The organism is Chryseobacterium camelliae (assembly GCF_002770595.1).
Lineage (GTDB): Bacteria > Bacteroidota > Bacteroidia > Flavobacteriales > Weeksellaceae > Chryseobacterium > Chryseobacterium camelliae.
This window is the reverse complement of record NZ_CP022986.1, coordinates 2,191,096-2,213,311: the sequence shown is the minus strand read 5'-3', so window position 1 is coordinate 2,213,311 and position 22,216 is coordinate 2,191,096. Positions and strand designations below refer to the sequence as shown.

General features: G+C 43.6%; 15 protein-coding genes. 7 read left to right on the top strand and 8 right to left on the bottom strand.

Translation table 11 applies throughout. The features are described from left to right. Window positions 1–21 precede the first annotated feature (21 nt). The 4 genes from CGB83_RS10135 (at window position 22) to CGB83_RS10120 (ending at window position 11,022) form a co-directional block, all read left to right on the top strand. Window positions 22–498: a DUF6452 family protein gene (locus tag CGB83_RS10135; protein ID WP_100075692.1), complete on the top strand. Its 477-nt coding sequence runs from the start codon at window positions 22–24 to the stop codon at window positions 496–498. Further along, window positions 464–1,135, top strand: coding sequence for a DUF6048 family protein (locus tag CGB83_RS10130; protein ID WP_100075691.1), 672 nt, complete (start codon window positions 464–466; stop codon window positions 1,133–1,135). The genes CGB83_RS10135 and CGB83_RS10130 overlap by 35 nt, the downstream gene beginning before the upstream one ends. Before the next feature lie 296 nt (window positions 1,136–1,431). Further along, window positions 1,432–4,410 (top strand): reprolysin-like metallopeptidase, encoded by a 2,979-nt coding sequence (locus tag CGB83_RS10125; RefSeq protein ID WP_100075690.1) that lies wholly within the window; start codon window positions 1,432–1,434, stop codon window positions 4,408–4,410. Between the two features lie 162 nt (window positions 4,411–4,572). Then, on the top strand, window positions 4,573–11,022 hold the full coding sequence (locus CGB83_RS10120) for a GEVED domain-containing protein (RefSeq protein WP_100075689.1): 6,450 nt from the start codon (window positions 4,573–4,575) through the stop codon (window positions 11,020–11,022). Between the two features lie 89 nt (window positions 11,023–11,111). Here the strand turns inward: CGB83_RS10120 and coaE are convergent, their stop codons facing one another. Genes coaE through ruvB form a run of 4 tightly spaced genes read right to left on the bottom strand, consistent with a single transcriptional unit; the run spans window position 11,112 to window position 14,308 of the window. Further along, on the bottom strand, window positions 11,112–11,741 hold the full coding sequence (gene coaE / locus CGB83_RS10115; protein WP_100075688.1) for a dephospho-CoA kinase: 630 nt from the start codon (window positions 11,739–11,741) through the stop codon (window positions 11,112–11,114). Between the two features lie 8 nt (window positions 11,742–11,749). Beyond that, on the bottom strand, window positions 11,750–12,616 hold the full coding sequence (locus tag CGB83_RS10110; protein ID WP_100075687.1) for an MBL fold metallo-hydrolase: 867 nt from the start codon (window positions 12,614–12,616) through the stop codon (window positions 11,750–11,752). 19 nt (window positions 12,617–12,635) lie between these two features. Continuing rightward, the gene (locus CGB83_RS10105; protein WP_100075686.1) at window positions 12,636–13,247 is read right to left on the bottom strand and encodes an FMN-binding negative transcriptional regulator; all 612 of its coding nucleotides are present in this window, start codon (window positions 13,245–13,247) and stop codon (window positions 12,636–12,638) included. A 38-nt stretch (window positions 13,248–13,285) separates the two neighbouring features. Then, window positions 13,286–14,308, bottom strand: coding sequence for a Holliday junction branch migration DNA helicase RuvB (gene ruvB, locus CGB83_RS10100; protein ID WP_100075685.1), 1,023 nt, complete (start codon window positions 14,306–14,308; stop codon window positions 13,286–13,288). Window positions 14,309–14,527: 219 nt separating this feature from the next. On the opposite strand from ruvB, the gene hutI reads away from it, so the two are divergent. From hutI to CGB83_RS10085, 3 genes are all read left to right on the top strand, one after another. Next, entirely contained in the window at window positions 14,528–15,757 is a 1,230-nt protein-coding gene (gene hutI / locus CGB83_RS10095) for an imidazolonepropionase (RefSeq protein ID WP_100075684.1), read from the top strand. 171 nt (window positions 15,758–15,928) lie between these two features. Further along, window positions 15,929–16,843: a formimidoylglutamase gene (hutG, locus tag CGB83_RS10090; RefSeq protein WP_100075683.1), complete on the top strand. Its 915-nt coding sequence runs from the start codon at window positions 15,929–15,931 to the stop codon at window positions 16,841–16,843. A 72-nt stretch (window positions 16,844–16,915) separates the two neighbouring features. Then, window positions 16,916–18,208 carry an aldehyde dehydrogenase family protein gene (locus tag CGB83_RS10085; protein WP_100077565.1) on the top strand — a complete coding sequence of 431 codons (1,293 nt, stop codon included), beginning with the start codon at window positions 16,916–16,918 and terminating at the stop codon, window positions 18,206–18,208. Between the two features lie 77 nt (window positions 18,209–18,285). On the opposite strand, the gene pyk is transcribed toward CGB83_RS10085, so the two are convergent. The 4 genes from pyk to fabF are packed head-to-tail and all read right to left on the bottom strand — an operon-like array spanning window position 18,286 to window position 22,193. After that, window positions 18,286–19,731: a pyruvate kinase gene (gene pyk / locus CGB83_RS10080; RefSeq protein WP_100075682.1), complete on the bottom strand. Its 1,446-nt coding sequence runs from the start codon at window positions 19,729–19,731 to the stop codon at window positions 18,286–18,288. Continuing rightward, window positions 19,724–20,197 (bottom strand): IPExxxVDY family protein, encoded by a 474-nt coding sequence (locus tag CGB83_RS10075; RefSeq protein WP_100075681.1) that lies wholly within the window; start codon window positions 20,195–20,197, stop codon window positions 19,724–19,726. Before CGB83_RS10075 ends, pyk begins: the two co-directional genes overlap by 8 nt. After that, window positions 20,175–20,939 carry a ribonuclease III gene (rnc, locus tag CGB83_RS10070; RefSeq protein ID WP_100075680.1) on the bottom strand — a complete coding sequence of 255 codons (765 nt, stop codon included), beginning with the start codon at window positions 20,937–20,939 and terminating at the stop codon, window positions 20,175–20,177. Before rnc ends, CGB83_RS10075 begins: the two co-directional genes overlap by 23 nt. 9 nt (window positions 20,940–20,948) lie before the next feature. Further along, window positions 20,949–22,193, bottom strand: coding sequence for a beta-ketoacyl-ACP synthase II (gene fabF / locus CGB83_RS10065; RefSeq protein WP_100075679.1), 1,245 nt, complete (start codon window positions 22,191–22,193; stop codon window positions 20,949–20,951). Window positions 22,194–22,216: the final 23 nt, after the last annotated feature.

The following is a 22,216-nucleotide window of genomic DNA, read 5'->3' as shown; positions in this document are numbered from 1 at the left end:
ATTTGAACCCATCCTATACCTATGAAATACCTTAAAATTTTTCTGTTGACCCTTATCCTCGGCCTGGTTTTTTCCTGTGGAGGGGATGATGATATCTGTGAAAGCGGGGAGGGTACCCCAAGAATGAAAGTATCCTTTAAAAGAGAAAGTACAGGTCTGCCAAGAACACTGGATTCGCTGTATGTGGCAGTTGATTACGGATCGGGTAAAGTACAGCTGGGAAAACAGACTAATATCAATTCCCGGCTGATTCCTCTGAGGGTTGATGATGCTCCGTATACAGATGTCTATTTCAGGTTATCGGATAAAGGGGCAGAATCCAAAGTAAGGGTGAGTTATACGACCAAATCCACTTATGTATCGCCCGGCTGCGGAATCAAAAAGAACTACGAAAACCTGGACGCACAATTAACCAATACCAATCCGGTAGTGAAGCTTGAAGCCGGTCAAAATTTTATAGAGAATGAAGACAAAACTAATCTTTACCTTCTTTTTTAGTACCCTGAGTTTATTTTGCCTGTCGCAAAATAAACAGACCGATACTGTGAAAACAGAAAAGGCAAAATGGAAGTATGAACCGAATTTCATGGTGGGCTTTGATCTTCTGAATGCCGGCGTTTCTTTCTTTTCAGACCGGAAAGTATATCAGGGATTTATTTCATCACGAGTGAAGGGAGACATCCATGCCGTTGCTGAAGCCGGGTTTGAATCCAATGTCTATAATAAAAACAGCTATGACGGTAAAGCCAGTGGACCGTTCGTTAAGTTGGGTGCATTTTACATGCTGGCCAAGGATAGTGAGAATCCCTTCAACGGATTTTATGCCGGAGGAAAACTCGCCGGGTCTTTCTATACCCAGGAATATATGGCCGTACCGGTAAGAGGATTTGGAGGGAGTAATTCTTCTGTAGCTTTCCCTTCTTCAACCCAGTCCTCATTTTGGCTGGAAGGCGTTTTAGGCGGCCGCGTACAGCTTTTTGAATCCAATTTTTATATTGACGTAAACCTTCAGCCTAAATACCTGGCCTATACGACCAAACAGGATGATATCCAGCCGATGATTGTCCCGGGTTTCGGGAAAAGCTCCTCCAAATTTACCATGGGGTTTGCCTGGAATATTGCGTATAAGTTTTAAAGATTAATCTTAACTGTAGATCAAATCTGATATCCGTTTTCCGGTTTAATAAGCTTTTTTCATATTAACACATTCTGGTTTTCTGAGGAAAATCCTTTTTTTATCACTTCATGAAACGTAATGATTTTTAGCTATTATTTATTATAATTGTTTGATGCGGATCAAATATATTTGTTATAATCTTAAACATAATTTAAAGTTTAACATAATATGTCTGATTTTATTCTTGATAACAAATCATAAATATTTATATTTGAAGTTATAAAACAATTCATAAATAATTCATAAAAATTTAAATGAAAAAACTTATTACTGGTTTATTGTGTAGCCTCATAGGCAGTAGTGCGCTTGCTCAGTGGACGCCTGCAGCTGCGGCTAAGAGGAACACCTCAGAGGTTTCTCTTGCAAACAATGTTTATTACAAGTTGGATCTGAATATGATTAGGTCGCAACTTGAGCGTGCTCAGGAAACCGGGCCCAATGCAAAAGCTGTTGAAATCTCGTTGCCAACGATGCGAGGGAAAATGGAGCGTTTTGCAGTCTACAGTTTTCCTGTTGTAGTTAAAGAACTGGCAGATCAATATCACCTGGGATCTTATGTAGGAGTCGGTATCGATGACCCTGCAAAGTTTTTGCGATTTTCAGTATCGCCAAATAATCTTCAGTCTATGATCATCAGGGGAGGTGAATATGAATTTATTGAACCGTCTAATGCTGACAAAACAATTTACGAAGTTCATGCTAAATCAAAACCTACCGGTGGAAAAAGCTTTATCTGTAGTACAGATGAAAGTCCTGCTGCCAAAGAACAGATAGAAGAGCTTCTTCAAAAGGGCCAGTCTTTCAGTAACCAGCCGACCGACTTTTCCAAGATGTCTGATAAGAAGTACAGGACCATGCGCCTGGTTATGTCTGTTACCGGAGAATATACGACTTTTCACGGAGGTACCGTTGCAGGTGCTTTAGCAGCGATTAACGCCACAATGACAAGAGTAAATGGTGTTTTCGAGAAAGATTTTGCACTGCACCTGAATTTGCAGAATTATGCTAATATCATATTTACGGACGCTGCTTCAGACCCATATTCTGATGCAGATACAGGAGCTGCAGGAGCGTGGAACCTGGAATTGCAGAATACACTGACAAGTTTGGTTGGAAATGCCAACTATGACATTGGACATTTATTTGGCGCTTCCGGAGGCGGAGGAAATGCAGGATGCATTGGATGTGTTTGTATAAACCCTTCTACAGCAGTACCCAAGGGTAAAGGATCAGGCTATACTTCTCCTGCAAATGCAATCCCTCAGGGAGATACCTTTGATATTGATTATGTTGCCCATGAACTGGGCCATCAGTTAGGAGCAAATCACACATTTTCTCATGCAATTGAAGGGTCTGGGGTTAATGTTGAACCAGGCTCAGGATCTACCATTATGGGGTATGCTGGTATTACCGGAGCGAATACAGATGTCCAGGCAAATTCTGATGCCTATTTTCATAAGGCAAGCATCAGCCAGGTTCAGAATAACCTGAATGTTAAGAGCTGTGATGTTGAAACAACTATAACAAATAATCCTCCTGTAATTGCAGCATTGCCATCATATACAATTCCCAAAGGAACCGCATTTGTATTAACGGCTTCTGCCACAGATGCCGAGAATGACCCGCTTACCTATACATGGGAACAAGTGGACAGTGGCCTTACCGCTGCACAGACCATCAATAAAAATAATATTGGGACCACAACATATGGAGCTGCATTCAGGTCTATAGCGCCAACAACCAGCCCAATGAGGTATTTTCCTAAATTATCTTCTGTTATAGCAGGTGTTTTGAATAATTCCCTGAATACCTGGGAGTCTGTTCCTCAGGTCGCTAGAAATATGAAGTTTGCTGTTACTGTAAGAGATAACAATGCTACATCCACACAGCAGCAGACTCAGTTTGCAGAGCAGAATATTACCGTTGGCGGGGATGGGCCGTTCAGAATAAGCTCAGGTAACTATTTATATTCGAACGCAAGCAGTACCTTAACATGGGATGTAGCCAATACCAGTGCCGCACCTTACAATTCCGCTAATGTTAAACTTGATTATTCAACAGATAATGGCGTGAACTGGACGACCATTACTGCCACTACTGCCAACGACGGAACAGAAAGCATTAACATGCCGGCTTCGTTAAACGGACAATTTGTAGTAGTAAGAGTTTCCTCCATCGGAAATGTATTTTATGCGGTAAAAAAAGTAATGGTAACCACTCAGGTAGGTTGCGGAAATGCAGTTACCGGAGTGTATGTTGATAATATAACCAACACCGGAGGAACTGTAAACTGGGCGCCTGTGAGCGGAGCAACTTCTTATGTTATCCGATATAAGAGAACTTCGGATACCACATGGCAGCAAACCACCTCAACTGCCACAACTGTAAATCTCACCAATATTATTTCTAATGCATCATATGAAGTACAGGTAGCTTCGGTTTGTGGAACTCAGGGATCTTTTTCAGCAAGTACTATTTTCTCAACGCTTAACCCTACATATTGTACAGTTGCTGTTACCAACAGTGCACCACAATATGAATATATCTCTAATGTAACTTTGACCAGCAATACTGGAACAGTGTTGATGACCAATTCATCCGGGCCATCTGCCTATTCGGATTATACAGGCAATACTGCACTTCAACCAAATCTTACTGCAAATAGCACGTATACATTCTCAATGACTATAACAAATGCTGACTATGATACTGCTGCTGTTTTCATTGATTACAATAAAAACGGTGTATTTGAGGCTTCAGAAAGAATATTTAATTATCCGGTAAATCTTCCTACAGGACCAATTACTGGGACATTTACGATACCTTCTACAACTATTACCAATCAGCCTTTAAGAATGAGGGTTATCTTATTCTATGGAGGGTTGTCTCAGGTTGGCGGATCTCTAGGTGCAACATATGCAGGTTGTGGTGCAATCGGTTATGGTGAGGCTGAAGATTATAATGTAGTTATAGCCAGTACGCTTGCAACATCTGAAGTAAGTGTAAATAATGGAATCAACATTTATCCTAACCCTGCTTCTGATGTACTCAATGTTACTAAGGTTTCAGATAAGGCTACCTTTAAAATATATAGTGCTACAGGACAACTCATCCAACAAGGAACCATTAATGGAGGAAAAATTAATGTTGCTGAGCTGATTAAAGGCGGATACATAATTTCAATTCAAGATAAGGACAAGGATCTTTTCAAATCTAAGTTCATTAAAAAATAAATCCTTCATCAAGGTAACTGATCCCCGGCTTTCAACCGGGGATTTTTTATTTTGAATGGAAAATACGTTATCATTAGTTTTATATAAAAAAAATACTTGAACTCATGTGATATTAATAAAAAATGATTAGATTTGTACGATTAATATAATATTGAGAAAGTTATGAAGAAAATTTTTACTTCTTTCTTTTTCCTCTTTCTGTTTGCGATTACCAGTGCACAATGGAGTCCGACGACATTCAGGGGAGAAAAAATAAGAGGGAACTCCGACATCAGGGGCTATTACTCTTTGGACATTTCCTTATTAAAATCTCAATTGGCAAACGCACAGCTGACCGGCAGAAATGCTAAGGCGGTGACGATATCGTTGCCAACTTTAGATGGGAAAATAGAAAAGTTTGCCGTGTACAGCTTTCCGGTTGTCGTAAAGGAACTGGCAGACCAGTATCAATTGGGGTCCTACGTAGGTGCCGGGATTGATGATCCAAGCAAATACCTGAGATTCAGTCTCGCTCCGAATGACTTCCAGGCGATGATTATTAAGGACGGGAGATATGAATTTATCGAGCCGGTAGACAAAGACAAAACAGTTTACGGTGTGCATCCGAAAACTGATAAAAGCAAAGAAGGCTTCCTTTGTTCTATGAATGAAAATGCGCTTTCCAAAAAAGAAATAGCTAAGCTGTATCAGAATGGAAAGTCATTTGCAAACCAGACTACTGATTTTGCAAAATCGTCCGATAAAAAATACAGGACCATGCGTCTTGCGATGTCGGTAACCGGTGAATATACCCAGTATTTCGGCGGAACGGTTGCAGGAGCATTAACGGCAATCAATGCTACCCTTACCAGATGTAATGGTGTTTTCGAAAAAGATTTCGCTTTACACCTGAATTTACAAAACTTCCCGGGTGTTATTTATACAGACCCGAATTCCGATCCGTATTCTCCAGCTGCTCAGATGAACAACTGGAATGTACAGCTTCAGCAGACCCTTACCGCAAATGTCGGAAATGCCAATTATGATATCGGGCATTTATTCGGTGCTTCCGGAGGAGGGGGTAATGCAGGATGTATCGGATGTGTATGTATAGACCCTGCCAGTAGTACGGCTACACAAAAGGGTTCGGGATACACTTCTCCTGCCGATGGAATTCCGCAGGGTGATAATTTTGATATTGATTATGTAGCTCATGAAATGGGCCACCAGCTGGGAGCTAACCATACGTTCTCCAATAACCTTGAAGGTACAGGGGTAAATGTTGAACCGGGATCCGGCTCAACGATCATGGGATATGCGGGGATTACCGGTCCGAACACAGATGTTCAGCCTCACTCAGATCCTTATTTCCATGCAGCCAGTATCGCTCAGGTTCAGACCAACCTCAACAGTAAAACGTGTGATGTTGAAACGGCAGTTAACAACAACCCTCCGGTAATTGCTGCTTTACCTACCTATACTATTCCTAAAGGAACTGCATTTGTATTAACCGCCTCGGCAACCGATGCGGAAAATGATCCTATGACGTATACGTGGGAAGAAATGGATAATGCAAGTGTAACCATTAATAAGAATAACCTTGGAACGACTGCTACCGGTGCAACTTTCAGATCCATTGCCCCTTCAACAAGTCCTACAAGATATTTCCCTAAGTTATCTTCTGTACTGGCCGGAGTTTTAAACAATTCTAACAACGGATGGGAATCTGTTTCTACCGTAGCAAGAACCACGAACTTCAGAATAACGGTGCGTGATAACAGCCCGATTGCTAGCCAGCAGCAGACGCAGTTTGCCAATCAGCAGATTGTGGTAGGCAATGACGGTCCTTTTAAAGTTACTACTGCTACCGTATACAATAACGGCGCAACCAATGTAACCTGGGATATTGTGAATACCAGCGCAGCACCTTATAATGCTGCTAACGTTAAAATAGATTACACCACTGATAACGGACTTACCTGGAATGTTCTGTCAGCTTCCACAGCCAATGACGGAAATGAAACCTTAACATTTGGTGCCCTTACAGTAGGAGCAACCGTTAAGATCAGAGTAAGTGCAATCAATAATGTATTCTATGCCATAGGTAATGCAACAGTAGCCGCTTTAGCTGTCTGTACAAGTGCTGCACCTACAGGAGTTACAGTATCTGCAATTACCCAGACCCAGGCAACAGTGACATGGTCTGCTGCTGCCGGAGCTACTTACATCATACGTTACCGTCCGACAGGAAGTACGACATGGACTCAGGTAACGGCAACGACAAACTCTGTTATACTGACCAGCCTTACAGACGGAGTTCAATACGAAGTACAGGTTGCTAATGTATGTTCAGGAACTACAGGGAACTTCTCTGCCTCCACTACATTTACTACATTAGGTTTAACGTACTGTACAATGCAGTCCAGCAATTTTACCGATGAGTATATTTCCAATGTAACAGTGACTCCAAACGGTGCTGCAGTAATGAGCAACACTTCTCAGGGAAGTACTTATACAGATTATTCAAACACGCCGAGTGCATTGGTTAATCTTGTGATCGGTTCTGCTAACAATACGGTTTCCGTTTCCAAATTCTGGACAGGAACAAATTATAGTGAAGCAGTAGGTGTGTGGATTGACTTTAACAGAAATGGTACTTTTGAAGCTTCAGAGCAGGTGATGAACTCTGCTGCCAGTACAACAACACCAGTTACCGCAACATTCTCAGTCCCTGCCGGTGCGTATAACGGGCCTGCTACGACAAAAATGAGAGTGGTACTGCAGTTCAGCGACTCGCCTGTAATGTGTACAAGCTTTACATACGGAGAAGTTGAGGACTATGCCGTGAAGCTGGTACAACCGATTGCATGTTCAACAAACGCCCCATTAAATCTTACGGTAACTAATATTACCTCTACATCAGCGTATGTAATGTGGGATCCTGCTGCCAATGCAACTTATATATTACAGTACAGACAAGTAGGCGCTACTGCATGGACCAATGTTCCTTTGACAGTAAACTCTTATACCATTAATAACCTTACTGAGCAGACTCAGTATGAAGTTAGAGTAGCTTATATATGTTCAGGTACTACCGGAACCTATACTACACCAACGCAGTTTACCACTCCGGCAGTAAATTACTGTACCATCACATCAGGCAATAACAGCAACGGATATATTTCCAATGTAATGATAACCCCAACCAACTCATATGTTATGAGTAATACGACAGGGGCAAACTCTTACACGAACTATTCTGCGAATGCCAATAACCTGGTTACCCTGGTACGCAGCTCAACAAACAATACCATTTCAGTAAGCAAATCATGGTTAACCACTACCACATCTTCATTAGCTGTAGGAGCGTGGATTGACTTTAACAGAAACGGTATTTTCGAGACATCGGAAAGAGTGCTTTCGTCTACGGCGAATACAACCACACCGATTACCAATACATTCACAGTTCCGGCAACCTCTTATAATGGTCCGCTAACCCTGAGAATGAGAGTGATTGTTTCAACCAGCACCATCAATGATCCTTGTGTAAATATTACCAATGGTGAAATAGAGGACTACGCTGTTAAGATCGTCGATCTGCAGCCTTGTACTTCTGCGGCGCCATCGCCAATTACAGTATCTAACGTTACAGCTGCATCAGCAAATGTTTCTTGGTTAAGTGCAACAGGAGCAACGTATACTTTAAGATACAGAACAGGAACAGGAGCATGGACAACGATCAGTCCTGCCACCAATCCTTATACAATCGTTAACCTGAATGCCCAGACCACGTATGAAGTACAGGTGGCAACTATTTGTAGCGGTACGACGGGAGCCTGGTCAACTTCAGTAAACTTTACTACACCGGCCTCTACCTATTGTAATTCCGGTACAGCAACAGTTACCGATGCTTATATCAATAATATAACCGTATCAGGAACCAATACTCCGGCAATGTCCAATAATTCCGGGCCAAGTACTTATACGGATTATTCCAATGATGTAACGAAAACCATTACATTAGCACGTAACTCTACCAACAATACTTTATCTGTAGGAAGAACCATCCTGTCCGGTACGTATTCTACGTATGCATGGATAGACTTTAACGGTGACGGAGTATTCAATAATAATCCATCAACCACTGCTGGCGGTGAAAGAATCATGAACCTCGGTTATTCTTCTACAACACCGGTTACAGCTACATTCAATGTGCCTGCCAATGCTTATACAGGAGGTAACAAAGTGAAGATGCGCGTTATCGTATATTACCTGACGCCTACTGATGCCTGTTCACCGCTTACCAGCAATGGTGAGGTTGAAGACTATCAGGTGAAGTTTGTGGATATCCAGCCTTGTACTACGGCTCCTCCAACAGGAATCGTGATGAGTAATATTGCAGCGACTACAGCTACCGTATCATGGATTTCCTCTACCGGTGCTACGTACCTGGTAAGATGGAGAACGACCAACCCGGTAGGAGCATGGAATGTCTCTCCGGCACCAATCAACGGTAACAGCTACAACATTACAGGCCTTAATGAGCAGACTGCTTATGAGGTACAGGTAGCTACGATCTGCGGCGGTACTCAGGGAACATGGTCATCATCTCTGCCATTCACGACAACACCGATCACGTATTGTAATATGACCGGTACCGGAACTACGGATTTCATTTCCAACGTAACGGTTACTCCTGTCAACCTGGGTATCCCGGCAATGACGAATACATCAGTACAGACCAACTATATCAGTTATACTACACCAAGTACACTGGTAACACTGGATATCGGTTCCACAGGGAACAAACTTTCTGTAGCTAAAGGATGGTCCGGTGCTACACAGAGTGATGCAGTTTCTGCATGGATCGATTTCAACAGAAACGGTATTTTTGAAGCTTCAGAGCAAATTATGGCATCTGCATCCAGTACGACAACTCCGGTAACGGCATTGTTCAATGTACCGGCAACCGCATACAACGGTCCGCTTACGACTACCATGAGAGTGGTGCTTAAGCGTTCAAGTGCACCGGTAATGTGTCAGGTGGCCACCAATGGTGAAGTTGAGGATTACACGGTTAGATTAAGGCCTTGTAGTACTGCAACACCTGGAGCACCAACCTTTACGGTTACCCACAATACCGCTACGGTTACATGGACGGGAGCAACCAATAATATAACTTACCTGGTTCAGTACAGGGTGTCCGGAACAACAGCTTGGACTAACGTATATGCATCTACGCTGATCGGAAATATCCCGTTAAACATTACAGGACTTACTCCGGCGACAACATATGATGTACAGATCTCTGCAGTATGCAGCAATACAGCAGGGACACCTACAGCAATCAAGACGTTTACCACACGTTGCGACCCTACACCTCCGAATGTTACCATCAGTAACGTTACGGCAACTACAGCAGTAGTGACATGGGCGCCGGTCGCAGCAAGCTCAAGCTATGTATTGAGATACAGAGTAGTGGGAAGTACCCAGTGGATTGATGTAACCACCATTCCTACAACACCGGGTAACACATATACACTGACTAACCTGTCGCCATATACTACTTATGAAGTTCAGGTGGCCAACAAATGTAACGGAGAAACTACTGTAAACCCATATTCGAATCCTAAAGTATTCACTACCGAAAGAACCTGTGAATTACCGCCTCCGGGATTAACTATCACGAACCTTACGCCTACAACGGCTACAGTGGTTTGGGATCCGTTCCCGGGAGCAACGTATATCCTGAGATATAGAAAAGTGGGTATCCCGAGCTGGACTACCGTACCGGTAGTTACCAATACCTATACCATCCAGGGATTAACGGAATTGACACAATATGAAATGCAGGTGGCCAATGTATGTTCAGGAACTCCTGGAACCTACACACCTCCATACTTCTTTACCACACCTACGGTGATCTATTGCCAGATGTCGTCTTCAGGTTCTACCGGAGCCTACATCTCCAAAGTTACCGTAACTCCTAACGGTAAAAACCAGATGGAAAATGCATCAGCAGCATCCAATTATACCGATTATACAGGAGTGCCGACCAAGTTCATAGAATTGATCCAGGGTTCTGCAAACAACCAGATTTCAATTGATAAGAACCTTGCAGGAGGTGCTAAAGCAGGGGTGGCAGTATGGATCGATTTCAACAGGAACGGATATTTCGATATCAATGAAAGAATCCTTGTTTCAGGTCCTAATGCCGATGCTACGGTAAGCGGAACCTTTACCGTGCCTGCAGATGCATTCATCAGTCTTACAGATTACAAATATGTAGTAATGAGAGTGGCGATGCAGAAAGACGGAATCCCGGTAAACTGTACCAGCTTTGCTACAGGAGAAGTAGAAGATTATACTGTAAGGATTTCCAAGCTTCCTGTACCGAATCCGCTGGATCAGACTCAGATTATGATTTACCCTAACCCGGTAAGCTCAATCCTGAATGTGAAGAACATCAGCAAAAAGGCGAATTATAAGATTTATAGCGCTGCCGGACAGCTGATCTCCAACGGAATCATTCTGAACAACAAGATTGATGTAAGTAAACTGATCAACGGGGTATACGTCATCGACATCGATGATAACGGTACTACCGCACAGAAAAAATTCATCAAAGAATAATTTCAAAATAAGATAAGCTCTCAGAAATGAGAGCTTATTTTTTTGCATAAAAAAGCCTCGTCAGACATTTTCTGACGAGGCTTTGTTTTTTATTCAATATCGAAAACGATGCGTTCCGTCTGTTCCTTCAGGTCCTCTAAATCTGAGTTATTATAAATGATACAGTCAGCCAGCTTGATCTTCTCTTTTTCGGGCATCTGCTTCTCCATAATGGCCTGGATTTCCCGGTAGGTCTTTCCATCCCGGTCCATCACCCGTTTAATCCTGATATTGTCCTCTGCGGTCACCAGTAAGGAACGGTCGCACTGCTGGTTCAGCTTCAGCTCAAACAGTAAGGCCGTTTCTTTAAAGATGAGGTATTTCGATTGTCTTTTAATCCAGTCTTCAAAATCCAGTCTTACGGCAGGATGGATGATCTCATTCAGCCGATGGAGGAGTTCTGCATTGCTGAACACTTTTTCAGCAACAAATTTCCTGTCGTACTGTCCGTTGCTGTCGTAAGCATGGTCACCGAGAAGGGCCCGGATCTCAGATTTTAAAGCTTCATTGTCATTCACGATAGACTTGGCCCTGTCATCCGAATAATAGACCGGAAATCCGAATTCTTCGATGAAGCGGGCAACGGTGGTCTTACCTGAACCGATACCTCCGGTAAGTCCGATAATCTTTCGCGACGGTTCCGGCTCTGCCTGCTGGGTTTCTGATTGTAATTCTTCCATAATTAAAATTAATATCCGAATACTTCGTTAAAGCTGTAGGTTTCATGAAGCCTTACACCCTTTTCGGTCATGGTAAGGCTGGCCAGTTCATGATGGGCATCATGCTCGAAAAACAGCAGGTATTCATTATCGATGCACTGTTTCAGGAATTTGCCTTTCTCTTCTAAAGTTAAAAGCGGCCTGGTATCATAGCCCATTACATATACCTGGTTGATATGGCCGGCGGTAGGAATAAGGTCTGCGGCAAAAACAATAGTTTTTTCCTGGTACTGGAGTACCGGAAGCATCTGCTTTTCCGTATGCCCGTCAACAAAGATAACATCCATTTTAAGGTCCGGTGCAAATCCGAAGTTTCCATTTTTAGGAAGCGGCAGGAAATTCAGCTGTCCGCTTTCCTGTATCGGGATGATGTTCTCTTTCAGGAAGCTTGCCATTTCCCTTGCGTTAGGCTCGGTTGCCCATTGCCAGTGGTTTTCGTTGGTCCAGAAATGGGCATTCTTGAAAGCAGGCCGGTAACCCGTTCTGTCATCGTTCCATTCAATTGCTCCGCCACAGTGGTCGAAGTGCAGGTGGGTAAGGAAAACATCGGTGATATCCTCACGCACGAAGCCATACTTTTTAAGATTCTTGTCGAGTTTATCATCGCCCCATAATGAGTAGTGGCTGAAGAACTTTTCATCCTGCTTATCTCCCAGTCCGCAGTCTACCAGGATCAGTTTTTTACCGTCCTCGATGAGCAGGGACCGGGTACCGAGTTCAATAAGGTTCCTTTCGTCTGCCGGATTTGTTTTCTCCCATAAGCTCTTGGGGACGACCCCAAACATGGCACCGCCATCCAGCTTAAATTTTCCGCATTGTATCGGATATAGTTTCATATCATATTTATATTTAGGTTCATGTATTCAGTTGTTGCATCTTTTCCGCAATAGCCTTTGCGTTGCTGTCACCTTTTTCAAGCTCACGGATGATATTCAGATAGTCATTTTCCTTTCTGTTCTGTGAGAGTTTCTGTTTGATGAATATTTCCGTTGGGATTATTTTGATGCCGAATGCTCCCTTCATTTCCTTCTCCACAAAATCTTTTCCCATATCGTTTACCAGTACCGGGCACTTTTGGGCTTTTTCATATTTAAAGGTAAGCTTTTCCAGATGGCTGTACAGCTCTTCCTGTGTCATCAGCTCAATGGTTCCGTAAATCTGAACCGCCTCATAATTCCAGGTGGAAACATTCATATGGTCATACCAGCTGCTGGAAATATAGGTGTGGGTTCCTAAGAAGTCACACAGGACTTCTGAACCATTGTTGAGTACCTTGGCCTGTGGATTTGCTTTAGAGATGTGGGTTTCTATGTACAGATTTTCAGGATCATCTTCATTCAGGATCATCATAGAATGGGTCGCCCGGATCTTGTCTGCGGATGAAATGAGCAGGGCAAAGGCATTTTCGCTGATGATCTCTTTCATCAGCTGCTGGTCTTCGCTCTTATATAATTTAGGGATAAACATAGGCTATGGTAATCTTCAGGATTCTGTCGTCTTCCGTGTTAAAACAATTCTCCCGGATTTCTGGGCTTTGAAATGTTCAGATGATGGTAGGCCTTTTCGGTTACTTCTCTTCCTCTAGGAGTCCGAATGATGAATCCTTCCTGGATCAGGAACGGCTCATAGACTTCCTCAAGCGTTTCAGGGTTTTCACCAATGGAGGTCGCTAGGGCAGAAATCCCTACCGGTTTTCCTTTAAAGTTTTCAATCATCACCCGCATGATTTTATTATCCATTTCATCAAGGCCAAATTCATCCACATTCAGGGAATTCAACGCATATTTGGTGATGTTGATTTCAATTTCCCCATTGCCTTTGATTTCGGCAAAGTCGCGTACCCTTCTTAACAGCGCATTCGCAATCCTTGGTGTCCCGCGGCTCCTGCGGGCAATTTCAATCGCAGCATCTTCATAAATCTTTACACCCAATACCCTTGAGCTCCGTTGGATAATCATGGATAAAAGCTCAATGCTGTAATATTCCAGCCTGCTCTGGATGCCGAATCTTGCCAGCATAGGCTTCGTCAGCATGCCGCTTCTGGTGGTTGCACCTACCAGGGTAAAAGGGTTCAGGCCGATCTGGACACTTCTGGCATTAGGACCGGTTTCCAGCATGATGTCGATCTTATAATCTTCCATCGCGGAATACAGGTATTCCTCTACAACCGGTGAGAGCCGGTGGATCTCATCGATAAACAGGACGTCGTTTTCTTCCAGGTTCGTCAGCAGTCCTGCAAGGCTGCCGGGTTTATCCAGCACAGGCCCTGAGGTAATTTTACAGTTAACGCCAAGCTCATTGGCAATAATGTTTGCCAGAGTGGTTTTTCCCAGTCCGGGAGGGCCGTGCAATAGCACATGGTCCAGCGCACCACCTCTTTTCTTGGCAGCGGTAACAAATACTTCAAGGTTCTCCAAAGTTTTCCGCTGCCCTGCAAAATCTTTGAAACTCTGGGGACGGATCTGCTCTTCCTGCAAAAGTTCTTCGCGGGAAAAATTATCTTTATCCGGATGTAAAAAATCTGGCATTAATTCATTTTCATTTACTTCAAAGATAGGAAATTTAGGCGAGCTTCAGCAAAACTTCCTGCACACTTCGGCTGACTTTCAGGGATTAGCGCCATGTCAGCCATTCATTCAGTTGTTCCGATTATTTTGAGTATTTTTGAGAGTGAAATGGCGAAGCATGATGATGAAATCCTAAACCCGGGTTTCTCATACCTGCTTTAGCTTAGTATAATGTATTCTATGAAATTAATAGGACCTTTTAAACAGATACTGACCCTGGCGAACCTGCCCCTGAGAGGGAACCTGTCCGATGAGCAGCTTGATATCATTACCGATGGAGGCATTCTGGTCGAGAACGGCAAAATTCTGAAAACCGGAAAATTCGATGCGCTGCAATCAGAAAATCCTGATATTGAAACCGAAAAAATCGAAGGAGAACAAGTAGCTTTACCTGCCTTCACGGATTCCCATACCCATATCTGTTTCGGGGGTAACCGGGCAAATGATTTTGCGATGCGGAATGCCGGGAAAAGCTATCTTGAAATCGCTGAAATCGGCGGGGGAATCTGGAGTTCCGTGCAGCATACCAGGGAAGCATCCGAAGATATGCTTATGGATACCCTGATGCAAAGAATAGAATTCCTGGTATCATTGGGCATTACCACCATCGAAATTAAAAGCGGTTACGGCCTTGATAAAGACAATGAGCTGAAGATGTTGCGGATCATTAAAAAAGCACAGCAGAAAACCGAAGCTACTCTGGTACCGACCTGTCTTTCCGCCCATCTGAAACCGAGGGATTACAACGGCAGCAATGAAGAATATCTGAATTATATCCTCACGGAAATCCTCCCTGAGGTAAAAAAGGAAAACCTGGCCGATCGTGTGGATATTTTCATTGAAAAATCAGCATTCCAGCCTGAGGAAAGCAGGGAGTTCCTGCTCAAAACTAAAGCATTAGGTTTTGAAATCACCGTTCATGCCGATCAGTTTACTCCCGGAAGTTCAAGGATAGCCGTGGAAGTTGGTGCAAAATCAGCAGACCACCTGGAAGCAACGATTGAGGAGGACATTGCGTATCTCGCACAGTCAGATACGGTCGCTACAGCATTGCCTGGCGCAAGCCTCGGCCTTGGTGAAAAGTTCACTCCGGCCCGGAAGCTGCTCGATGCTGGTGCCATCCTGGCGATTGCCAGCGACTGGAACCCGGGGTCTGCTCCTATGGGCAACCTGATCGCACAGGCATCGATCCTGGCAACGTATGAAAAGCTTACTACCGCAGAAGTGCTTGCCGGAATAACCTTTAGGTCAGCATATGCACTGGGACTGAAAGACAGAGGAAGACTGGTAGAAGGCATGAAGGCGGATTTTATCACTTTTGCTACCGGTAATTTTCAGAATGTCCTGTACTACCAGGGGAGTTTAAAGCCTGAAAAAGTATACATCAGCGGAAATGAATCGAAAAGATAGCCGATAAAACAGTAGCCGGTCGGGGCTTACTTTCATTTCATCGGATTTTTTAAACTTTTAAAAGAGGTTTGGAATTATATTCGCTTCAATCATATCAAAATAAAACAATACCAAGACGGGCCGGCAACAGAAGGTCTCCAAAGTATGGATTACTGATCAAAATAAAAGACAATGATTTGGCAAGGCAGATTAGACGGTGAAGAGCTTCTTCATCACAGGATATTTCAAAGGGTAAGGCAGGAAACTGATTATGATGCAGTCTCAAAAGGCGACTTCGTATTGCATGGCTTTGCCGTTGACGAAGGTGTCCAACGCAATAAAGGCAGAGTAGGAGCTAAGGATGCTCCAGACATCATCAGAAAAAATATGTCCAACTTCCCGGTAATCCTTCCGGATTTCTCCCTGCTGGATTTCGGCAATATGAGCTGTGAAGGCGGAAACCTGGAACAGGCTCAGGCTGATCTGGCTAAAAAAGTATCCAAAGTACTGCTTAAAGGTGCCCGTTCCCTTGTTCTGGGAGGTGGTCATGAAGTGATGTATGGTCATTATCTGGGTGTTAAAACGGCTTTTCCCGAACAGAAAGTGGGAATCATCAACATCGATGCCCATTTTGACAACCGTATGCCTGAACAGGGTACAGGAGCGAGTTCCGGTACCGGATTCTGGCAGGTAGCACAGGAAGGCAACATTCATTCACTGCATATTGGCATCCAGCGGAATTCCAATACTTTGAAATTGTTTGATACCGCACATCAGTACGGTATGAAGTATATCCTGGCTGACGAACTGTTTTTTGAAAACCTTCCATCGGTATACCAGCGCATCAATGACCTGTTTGAATCTGTGGATGTGGTCTATCTTACCATTTGCATGGATGTTTTCAATGCTTCTATTGCTCCCGGGGTTTCGGCCTCTGCTTATAATGGCATTTTTACGGATGCTGCCTTCATGCATTTTTACAGGCATATCCTGAAGCAGGAAAAACTTGTGGCACTGGACGTAGCAGAAGTAAATCCTCTGTATGATATCCAGGACCGGACAGCCCGCCTGGCAGCCTCACTGGTAAACGAATGGCTGATGGTATAACAATTCCCCGGAATATAGATGGGAATTTAAATTAAAGATTAACCTGTTTCATTCTGAAACAAAATGTATATTATGGATCAATTGATTGAAAATAAAATCCTCAAAGCGGATCTGGCCTTCAACGAATGGAAAAGAGTGCCTTTTGAAGAAAGACAGAAACTGATCGCTAAGGCAGCAGCCTTGCTGTTCGCCGATGCTGAAAAGTTCGGGAAAATCATTACTACTGAAATGAATAAACCGATTGCACAGTCGGTAGCAGAAGTAGAGAAATGTGTTCTGATGATGAACTATTATGCCGAAGCTGAAAACATCCTGAAACCTGAGAAAGTAGATTCCGAATTCCACTATTCCGAGATTCAGTATGTGCCTAAAGGGGTGATCTTGGGTGTAATGCCGTGGAATTTTCCTTTCTGGCAGGTACTCAGGTTTGCGGTTCCCGCCATTCTTGCCGGCAATACCGTAGTGCTGAAACATGCATCGATCTGCTTTGGCAGTGGCAATGCCATTGAGCAGGTATTCCTGGAAGCAGGTTTTCCCGAAGGGATTTTCCAGAACCTTGAGGTAGGGCACGGGGAAGTCAAAGAAATTCTCGAACATAAAGCCATCCATGGAGTCAGCCTTACCGGAAGTGAAAAAGCGGGTGGGGAGGTTGCTTCCATTGCAGGGCAGAACATTAAAAAATCTTTGCTGGAGCTGGGCGGAAGCGATGCCTTTATCGTATTGAGCGATGCTGATCTTGACGAAGCAGCTAAAGTAGGCGCACAGGCCAGGTTACAGAACTGCGGACAGACATGTGTGGCTGCCAAACGTTTTATCATCGAGGAAAAAATCGAGGAAGAATTCCTGCCGAAGTTTATTGAGGAGTATAAGAAGTTTGTTCCGGGAGACCCCATGGATAAGGAAACTAAAATTTCCGGTATGGCGAGGGCAGACCTTGCGGATGATCTGGAAAAGCAATTCAACAAAGCCCTGGAAAACGGAGCGGAAATCATCCTGCCTCTGGAAAGGGTATCCGAGAATGCCTTTAACCCGGGACTGATCCGGGTCAATCCGGGAAATCCTATTTTGAAAGAGGAGCTTTTCGGGCCTTTAGGTATGGTACTGACCGCCCGGAATGACGAAGAAGCAGTTAAGATTGCCAATGACATTCCTTTCGGGCTTTCCAATTCGGTATGGACAAAAGACCAGGAACGCCAGAGATTATTCATTGAGAACCTGGAAGCCGGTACCGTTAATATCAACAGAATGACCAGCTCCGACCCGCGTTTCCCTTTCGGCGGCACCAAGTCCTCCGGATACGGAACGGAGCTTTCTTTGCTGGCTTTACGTGAGTTTGTCACGCCAAGGACCATAGTAGGCAACTGATCGATACCATAAAACAACAAAACTCCGGAAATTTCCGGAGTTTTCTATTGATAAAGCTTTTACTTTTTAGCCCGATACTATACTGTCGTTAAACGAAGGGTATTGGTTTTACCTCCTTCATACGATGGCGTAGCATTGATGTTGATCACGAAGTCACCACTTTCGATATATCCGTAATTATGCGTCAGCATATTCACCTGGATAATGGTTTCATCGGTAGATTTCTTCATGTCGTAATAATAGGCGTGAACGCCCCAAAGAAGGTTCAGCATGGTGATGACCTTTTTGTTACCGCTGTATACGATGATATGGGAATTCGGCCGGTGTGCTGAAAGCTGGAATGCCGTATATCCTGAACTCGTTAAGGTAACGATGGCAGAAACATTCGTCGTCTTGGCAATTCTTACCGCAGCAAGGCATACCCTGTTCGTAATGAACCTTTCGTCGATGCAGTTGAAGTCCTTTTCAATCGGTTCATTCTTATGCTGGTAAAAATGCGTCATTTCAATGTTCTTAACGATTTTTGCCATGTTTTCCACAACCTGTACCGGATATCTTCCTACAGAAGTCTCACCGGAAAGCATTACCGCATCGGCACCATCCAGTACGGAGTTGGCTACGTCATTTACTTCCGCTCTGGTAGGCGTTAAGCTGTTGATCATGGTTTCCATCATCTGGGTGGCAATGATCACCGGCTTGGAATAAAACCTTGCTTTTTCCACCAGTGTTTTCTGGATGGCAGGAACTTCTTCCATCGGAACCTCCACTCCTAAATCTCCACGGGCAACCATCAGTCCGTCGCACTCCAGTAAGATTTCGTCGATATTTTTTACGCCTTCCGGCTTTTCAATTTTGGCAATGATCGGAGTCTTGAATATTCCGTTCGGGTGCTTGGAGATCAGTTCTTTAAGGTCGATGATATCCTGGGCATGACGCACGAAAGAAAGAGCGATCCAATCTACTTCCATATCCAGCATGAAGTTGGCATCCTGAATGTCTTTGTCTGTCAGTGCAGGAAGCGAAACATTAGTGTTCGGAAGGTTAACCCCTTTTTTAGAGCTTAACGGTCCTCCCTGGATGGTCTTGGCCTTTACCGTATCAATCATGTTGGTTTCGGTTACTTCCAGTACCAGTTTCCCGTCGTCGATAAGGATTCTTTCACCTACCTGTACGTCCTGAGGGAATTGTTGGTATGTCATATACACTTTGGTAGAGTCCCCTTCTATTTTCTCATTGGTGAAGGTAAGGATATCTCCCGGGTTCAGGTATGAACCTTCCTTTACTACACCTACTCTCAGTTTAGGACCCTGAAGGTCTCCCAGGATCCCTACAGAAAATCCGTACTCTCTGTTAAGATCTCTGATGATGTCTATATTGCTTCGAACCAGGTCGTAATCTGCATGTGAAAAATTTATTCTGAAAATATCAACACCTGCCTTCATTAATCCTAACATGACTTCTCTTGATGATGAAGCCGGCCCAAGTGTCGCAATAATTTTTGTTTTCTTTAAATACTTATTCATAATACTGGATAATTTGATACAGTTCCTCACTGGAACCTAATGTATAATCTTGAATCGGAAACACAAGATTTTCAGGGAGCAAAATTAAGGAAAAATCAGGAAATTGTTCCGAACTATGCAGAATATATTCCACATCGACCTGATTATTTAATAAAAATTTAATGTTGTCTTCGTCTGAAAAGAGCTCGGTCTGTAGTTTTTTCTGTCTGCTTTCTGAAGACCGGTTGGAAATAAAAGTAAAGCAGGTGCGGCTGTGCTTGTGATAGGCCTGGAACCTTGGAAAAAAATAATCATAGTGTGTACCGTGGAATAGGATGTCTTGCTTTCTGGAAAAAACGAGGTCGTTGTTCAGGTTTACCTTATAAAAAAACTCATGATCAGGGATATGTTTGACTAATCTTACCAATCCTATGGCAATATTTTCAAATTCCGTATCGTCTACATCATATAGTTTTTGAATTTCCAAGTATATTTTCTTTTTTGTTTAAAATATAAAATGCCCTCTGTGCTGCTTTCTCCTCCGCCTTCTTTTTGGATGTTTCCGTTGCATTGGCAATTTTCTCATCCCCGAGCCAGACGTGGCAGCGAAACACCGTCGCTTTGTTTACCTGTATTTCTTCGCAGGTTTCATATTTTATATTCAGCTTTTTCTTCTGGCTCCATTCCAGCAGCAAACCTTTGTAGCTGACGATTTTATTTTCCAGCTTGTTGATTTCGGAAGGCGTGAGGAGCCTTTCGAGGATAATCTTTTTACAGGTTTCGTACTGGAAGTCCAGGTAGACTGCTCCTACCAGTGCTTCAAAAAGGTTCCCGCAGATATTTTCCCCTAACGCTACAGAGTTCTGCTTCTGCAAAAAGTCTGTAAGTTTCAGGTCTTCTCCGAGCTTGTTCAGGTTTTTCCTGTTGACAATCTTGGACTTCATCTGGGTAAGGTATCCTTCATTAGCCTGAGGATACGTATGAAACAGGTGGCATGAGATCACAGCCCCCAAAACCGAGTCGCCCAGGAATTCAAGGCGCTCATAATTGCTGCCGTCCTGGTTTTTAGACGAGCTTTTCAAAGAAAAGGCTTCCCGGTAGAGCGCGATATTCTGTACCTCGGCCCCCAACATTTTTGTAAGTTCGGTACTGAGGAAATAATCTCTCTCCGTTAATTGCTTTTTTCTTTGTTTGAGAAGGAATTTAGAAAAGTATTTCTGTAACTCCATTCAGTAGATTTAGATTTTCTTAAACAGAACGCAGGCATTGTGCCCGCCGAATCCGAATGTATTGCTCATGGCTACTTTTACATCCTTCTGTACAGCGTGGTTGAAAGTAAAGTTCAGCCTGCTGTCAATATTTTCATCATCAGTGAAATGATTGATGGTAGGAGGAACAACACCATGAATAATAGTTCCTAACGCAGCAATAGCCTCAATCACGCCTGCAGCACCCAATAAGTGCCCGGTCATGGACTTGGTGGAATTGATCTGAATATCATAGGCATGCTCTCCCAAAAGTCTTGAAATAGCACTGGATTCTGCGATGTCTCCTAATGGAGTAGAGGTACCATGCATGTTGATATGGTCTACTTCATCAGTAGTTAATCCCGCGTCTTCCAGACAGTTTTTCATCACCAGGTAAGCGCCTAATCCTTCAGGATGCGGTGCGGTCATGTGGTGTGCATCTGCACTCATACCTCCGCCGGTCAATTCCGCATAAATCGTAGCACCGCGTTTTACGGCGTGCTCATACTCTTCAAGGATGATGCATCCTGCTCCTTCTCCTAATACAAATCCGTCTCTGTCTTTGTCGAAAGGCCTTGAAGCTGTTGTAGGATCGTCATTTCTTGTAGATAGTGCCATCATTGCATTGAAACCGCCTACACCGCTCGCCGTAACGGCAGCTTCGGAGCCTCCGCATACAATAACATCTGCTTTACCCAGCTGGATAAGCATCTTGGAATCGATTAAGGCGTTGGCTGATGATGCACAGGCAGAAACTGTTGTGTAGTTGGGCCCGTGAAATCCGTATTCAATGGAGATGTGTCCGGGAGTAATGTCCGCAATCATTTTAGGGATGAAGAACGGGTTGAATCTCGGGATGTCCGTATTCGCCCAGCCTAATACTTCATTTTCAAATGTTTCCAGTCCGCCGATTCCTGAACCCCAGATTACGCCGACCCTGTTCTTGTCTACCTGGTCTTCAATAATCCTTGAATGCTTTACGGCTTCCCTGGCGGCTACCATTCCGAACTGCGTGTTACGGTCCATCTTCTTCGCTTCTTTCTTGTCGAAATAGTTCAGAGGATCGAAACCTTTTACCTCGCAGGCAAATTTCGTTTTAAAGTTTGTGGCATCAAAAAGAGTAATCGGAGCTGCACCGCTCTCACCTTTCACAAGATTTTCCCAGTAATCCTTCGCATTATTTCCAATCGGTGTTAGTGCGCCAAAACCGGTTACAACTACTCTTTTTAATTCCATAAACTTTTTTTAAAATGTTCTTG

What these genes read in the sequence shown, in the direction of transcription:
- CGB83_RS10085 (WP_100077565.1), top strand. Translation starts at nt 16,916, where the DNA reads ATGGATCAATTGATTGAAAATAAAATCCTCAAAGCGGATCTGGCCTTC.
- CGB83_RS10105 (WP_100075686.1), bottom strand. Translation starts at nt 13,247, where the DNA reads ATGTTTATCCCTAAATTATATAAGAGCGAAGACCAGCAGCTGATGAAA.
- hutG (WP_100075683.1), top strand. Translation starts at nt 15,929, where the DNA reads ATGATTTGGCAAGGCAGATTAGACGGTGAAGAGCTTCTTCATCACAGG.
- fabF (WP_100075679.1), bottom strand. Translation starts at nt 22,193, where the DNA reads ATGGAATTAAAAAGAGTAGTTGTAACCGGTTTTGGCGCACTAACACCG.
- CGB83_RS10130 (WP_100075691.1), top strand. Translation starts at nt 464, where the DNA reads ATGAAGACAAAACTAATCTTTACCTTCTTTTTTAGTACCCTGAGTTTA.
- ruvB (WP_100075685.1), bottom strand. Translation starts at nt 14,308, where the DNA reads ATGCCAGATTTTTTACATCCGGATAAAGATAATTTTTCCCGCGAAGAA.
- CGB83_RS10110 (WP_100075687.1), bottom strand. Translation starts at nt 12,616, where the DNA reads ATGAAACTATATCCGATACAATGCGGAAAATTTAAGCTGGATGGCGGT.
- CGB83_RS10125 (WP_100075690.1), top strand. Translation starts at nt 1,432, where the DNA reads ATGAAAAAACTTATTACTGGTTTATTGTGTAGCCTCATAGGCAGTAGT.
- CGB83_RS10135 (WP_100075692.1), top strand. Translation starts at nt 22, where the DNA reads ATGAAATACCTTAAAATTTTTCTGTTGACCCTTATCCTCGGCCTGGTT.
- CGB83_RS10120 (WP_100075689.1), top strand. Translation starts at nt 4,573, where the DNA reads ATGAAGAAAATTTTTACTTCTTTCTTTTTCCTCTTTCTGTTTGCGATT.
- coaE (WP_100075688.1), bottom strand. Translation starts at nt 11,741, where the DNA reads ATGGAAGAATTACAATCAGAAACCCAGCAGGCAGAGCCGGAACCGTCG.
- hutI (WP_100075684.1), top strand. Translation starts at nt 14,528, where the DNA reads ATGAAATTAATAGGACCTTTTAAACAGATACTGACCCTGGCGAACCTG.
- pyk (WP_100075682.1), bottom strand. Translation starts at nt 19,731, where the DNA reads ATGAATAAGTATTTAAAGAAAACAAAAATTATTGCGACACTTGGGCCG.
- rnc (WP_100075680.1), bottom strand. Translation starts at nt 20,939, where the DNA reads ATGGAGTTACAGAAATACTTTTCTAAATTCCTTCTCAAACAAAGAAAA.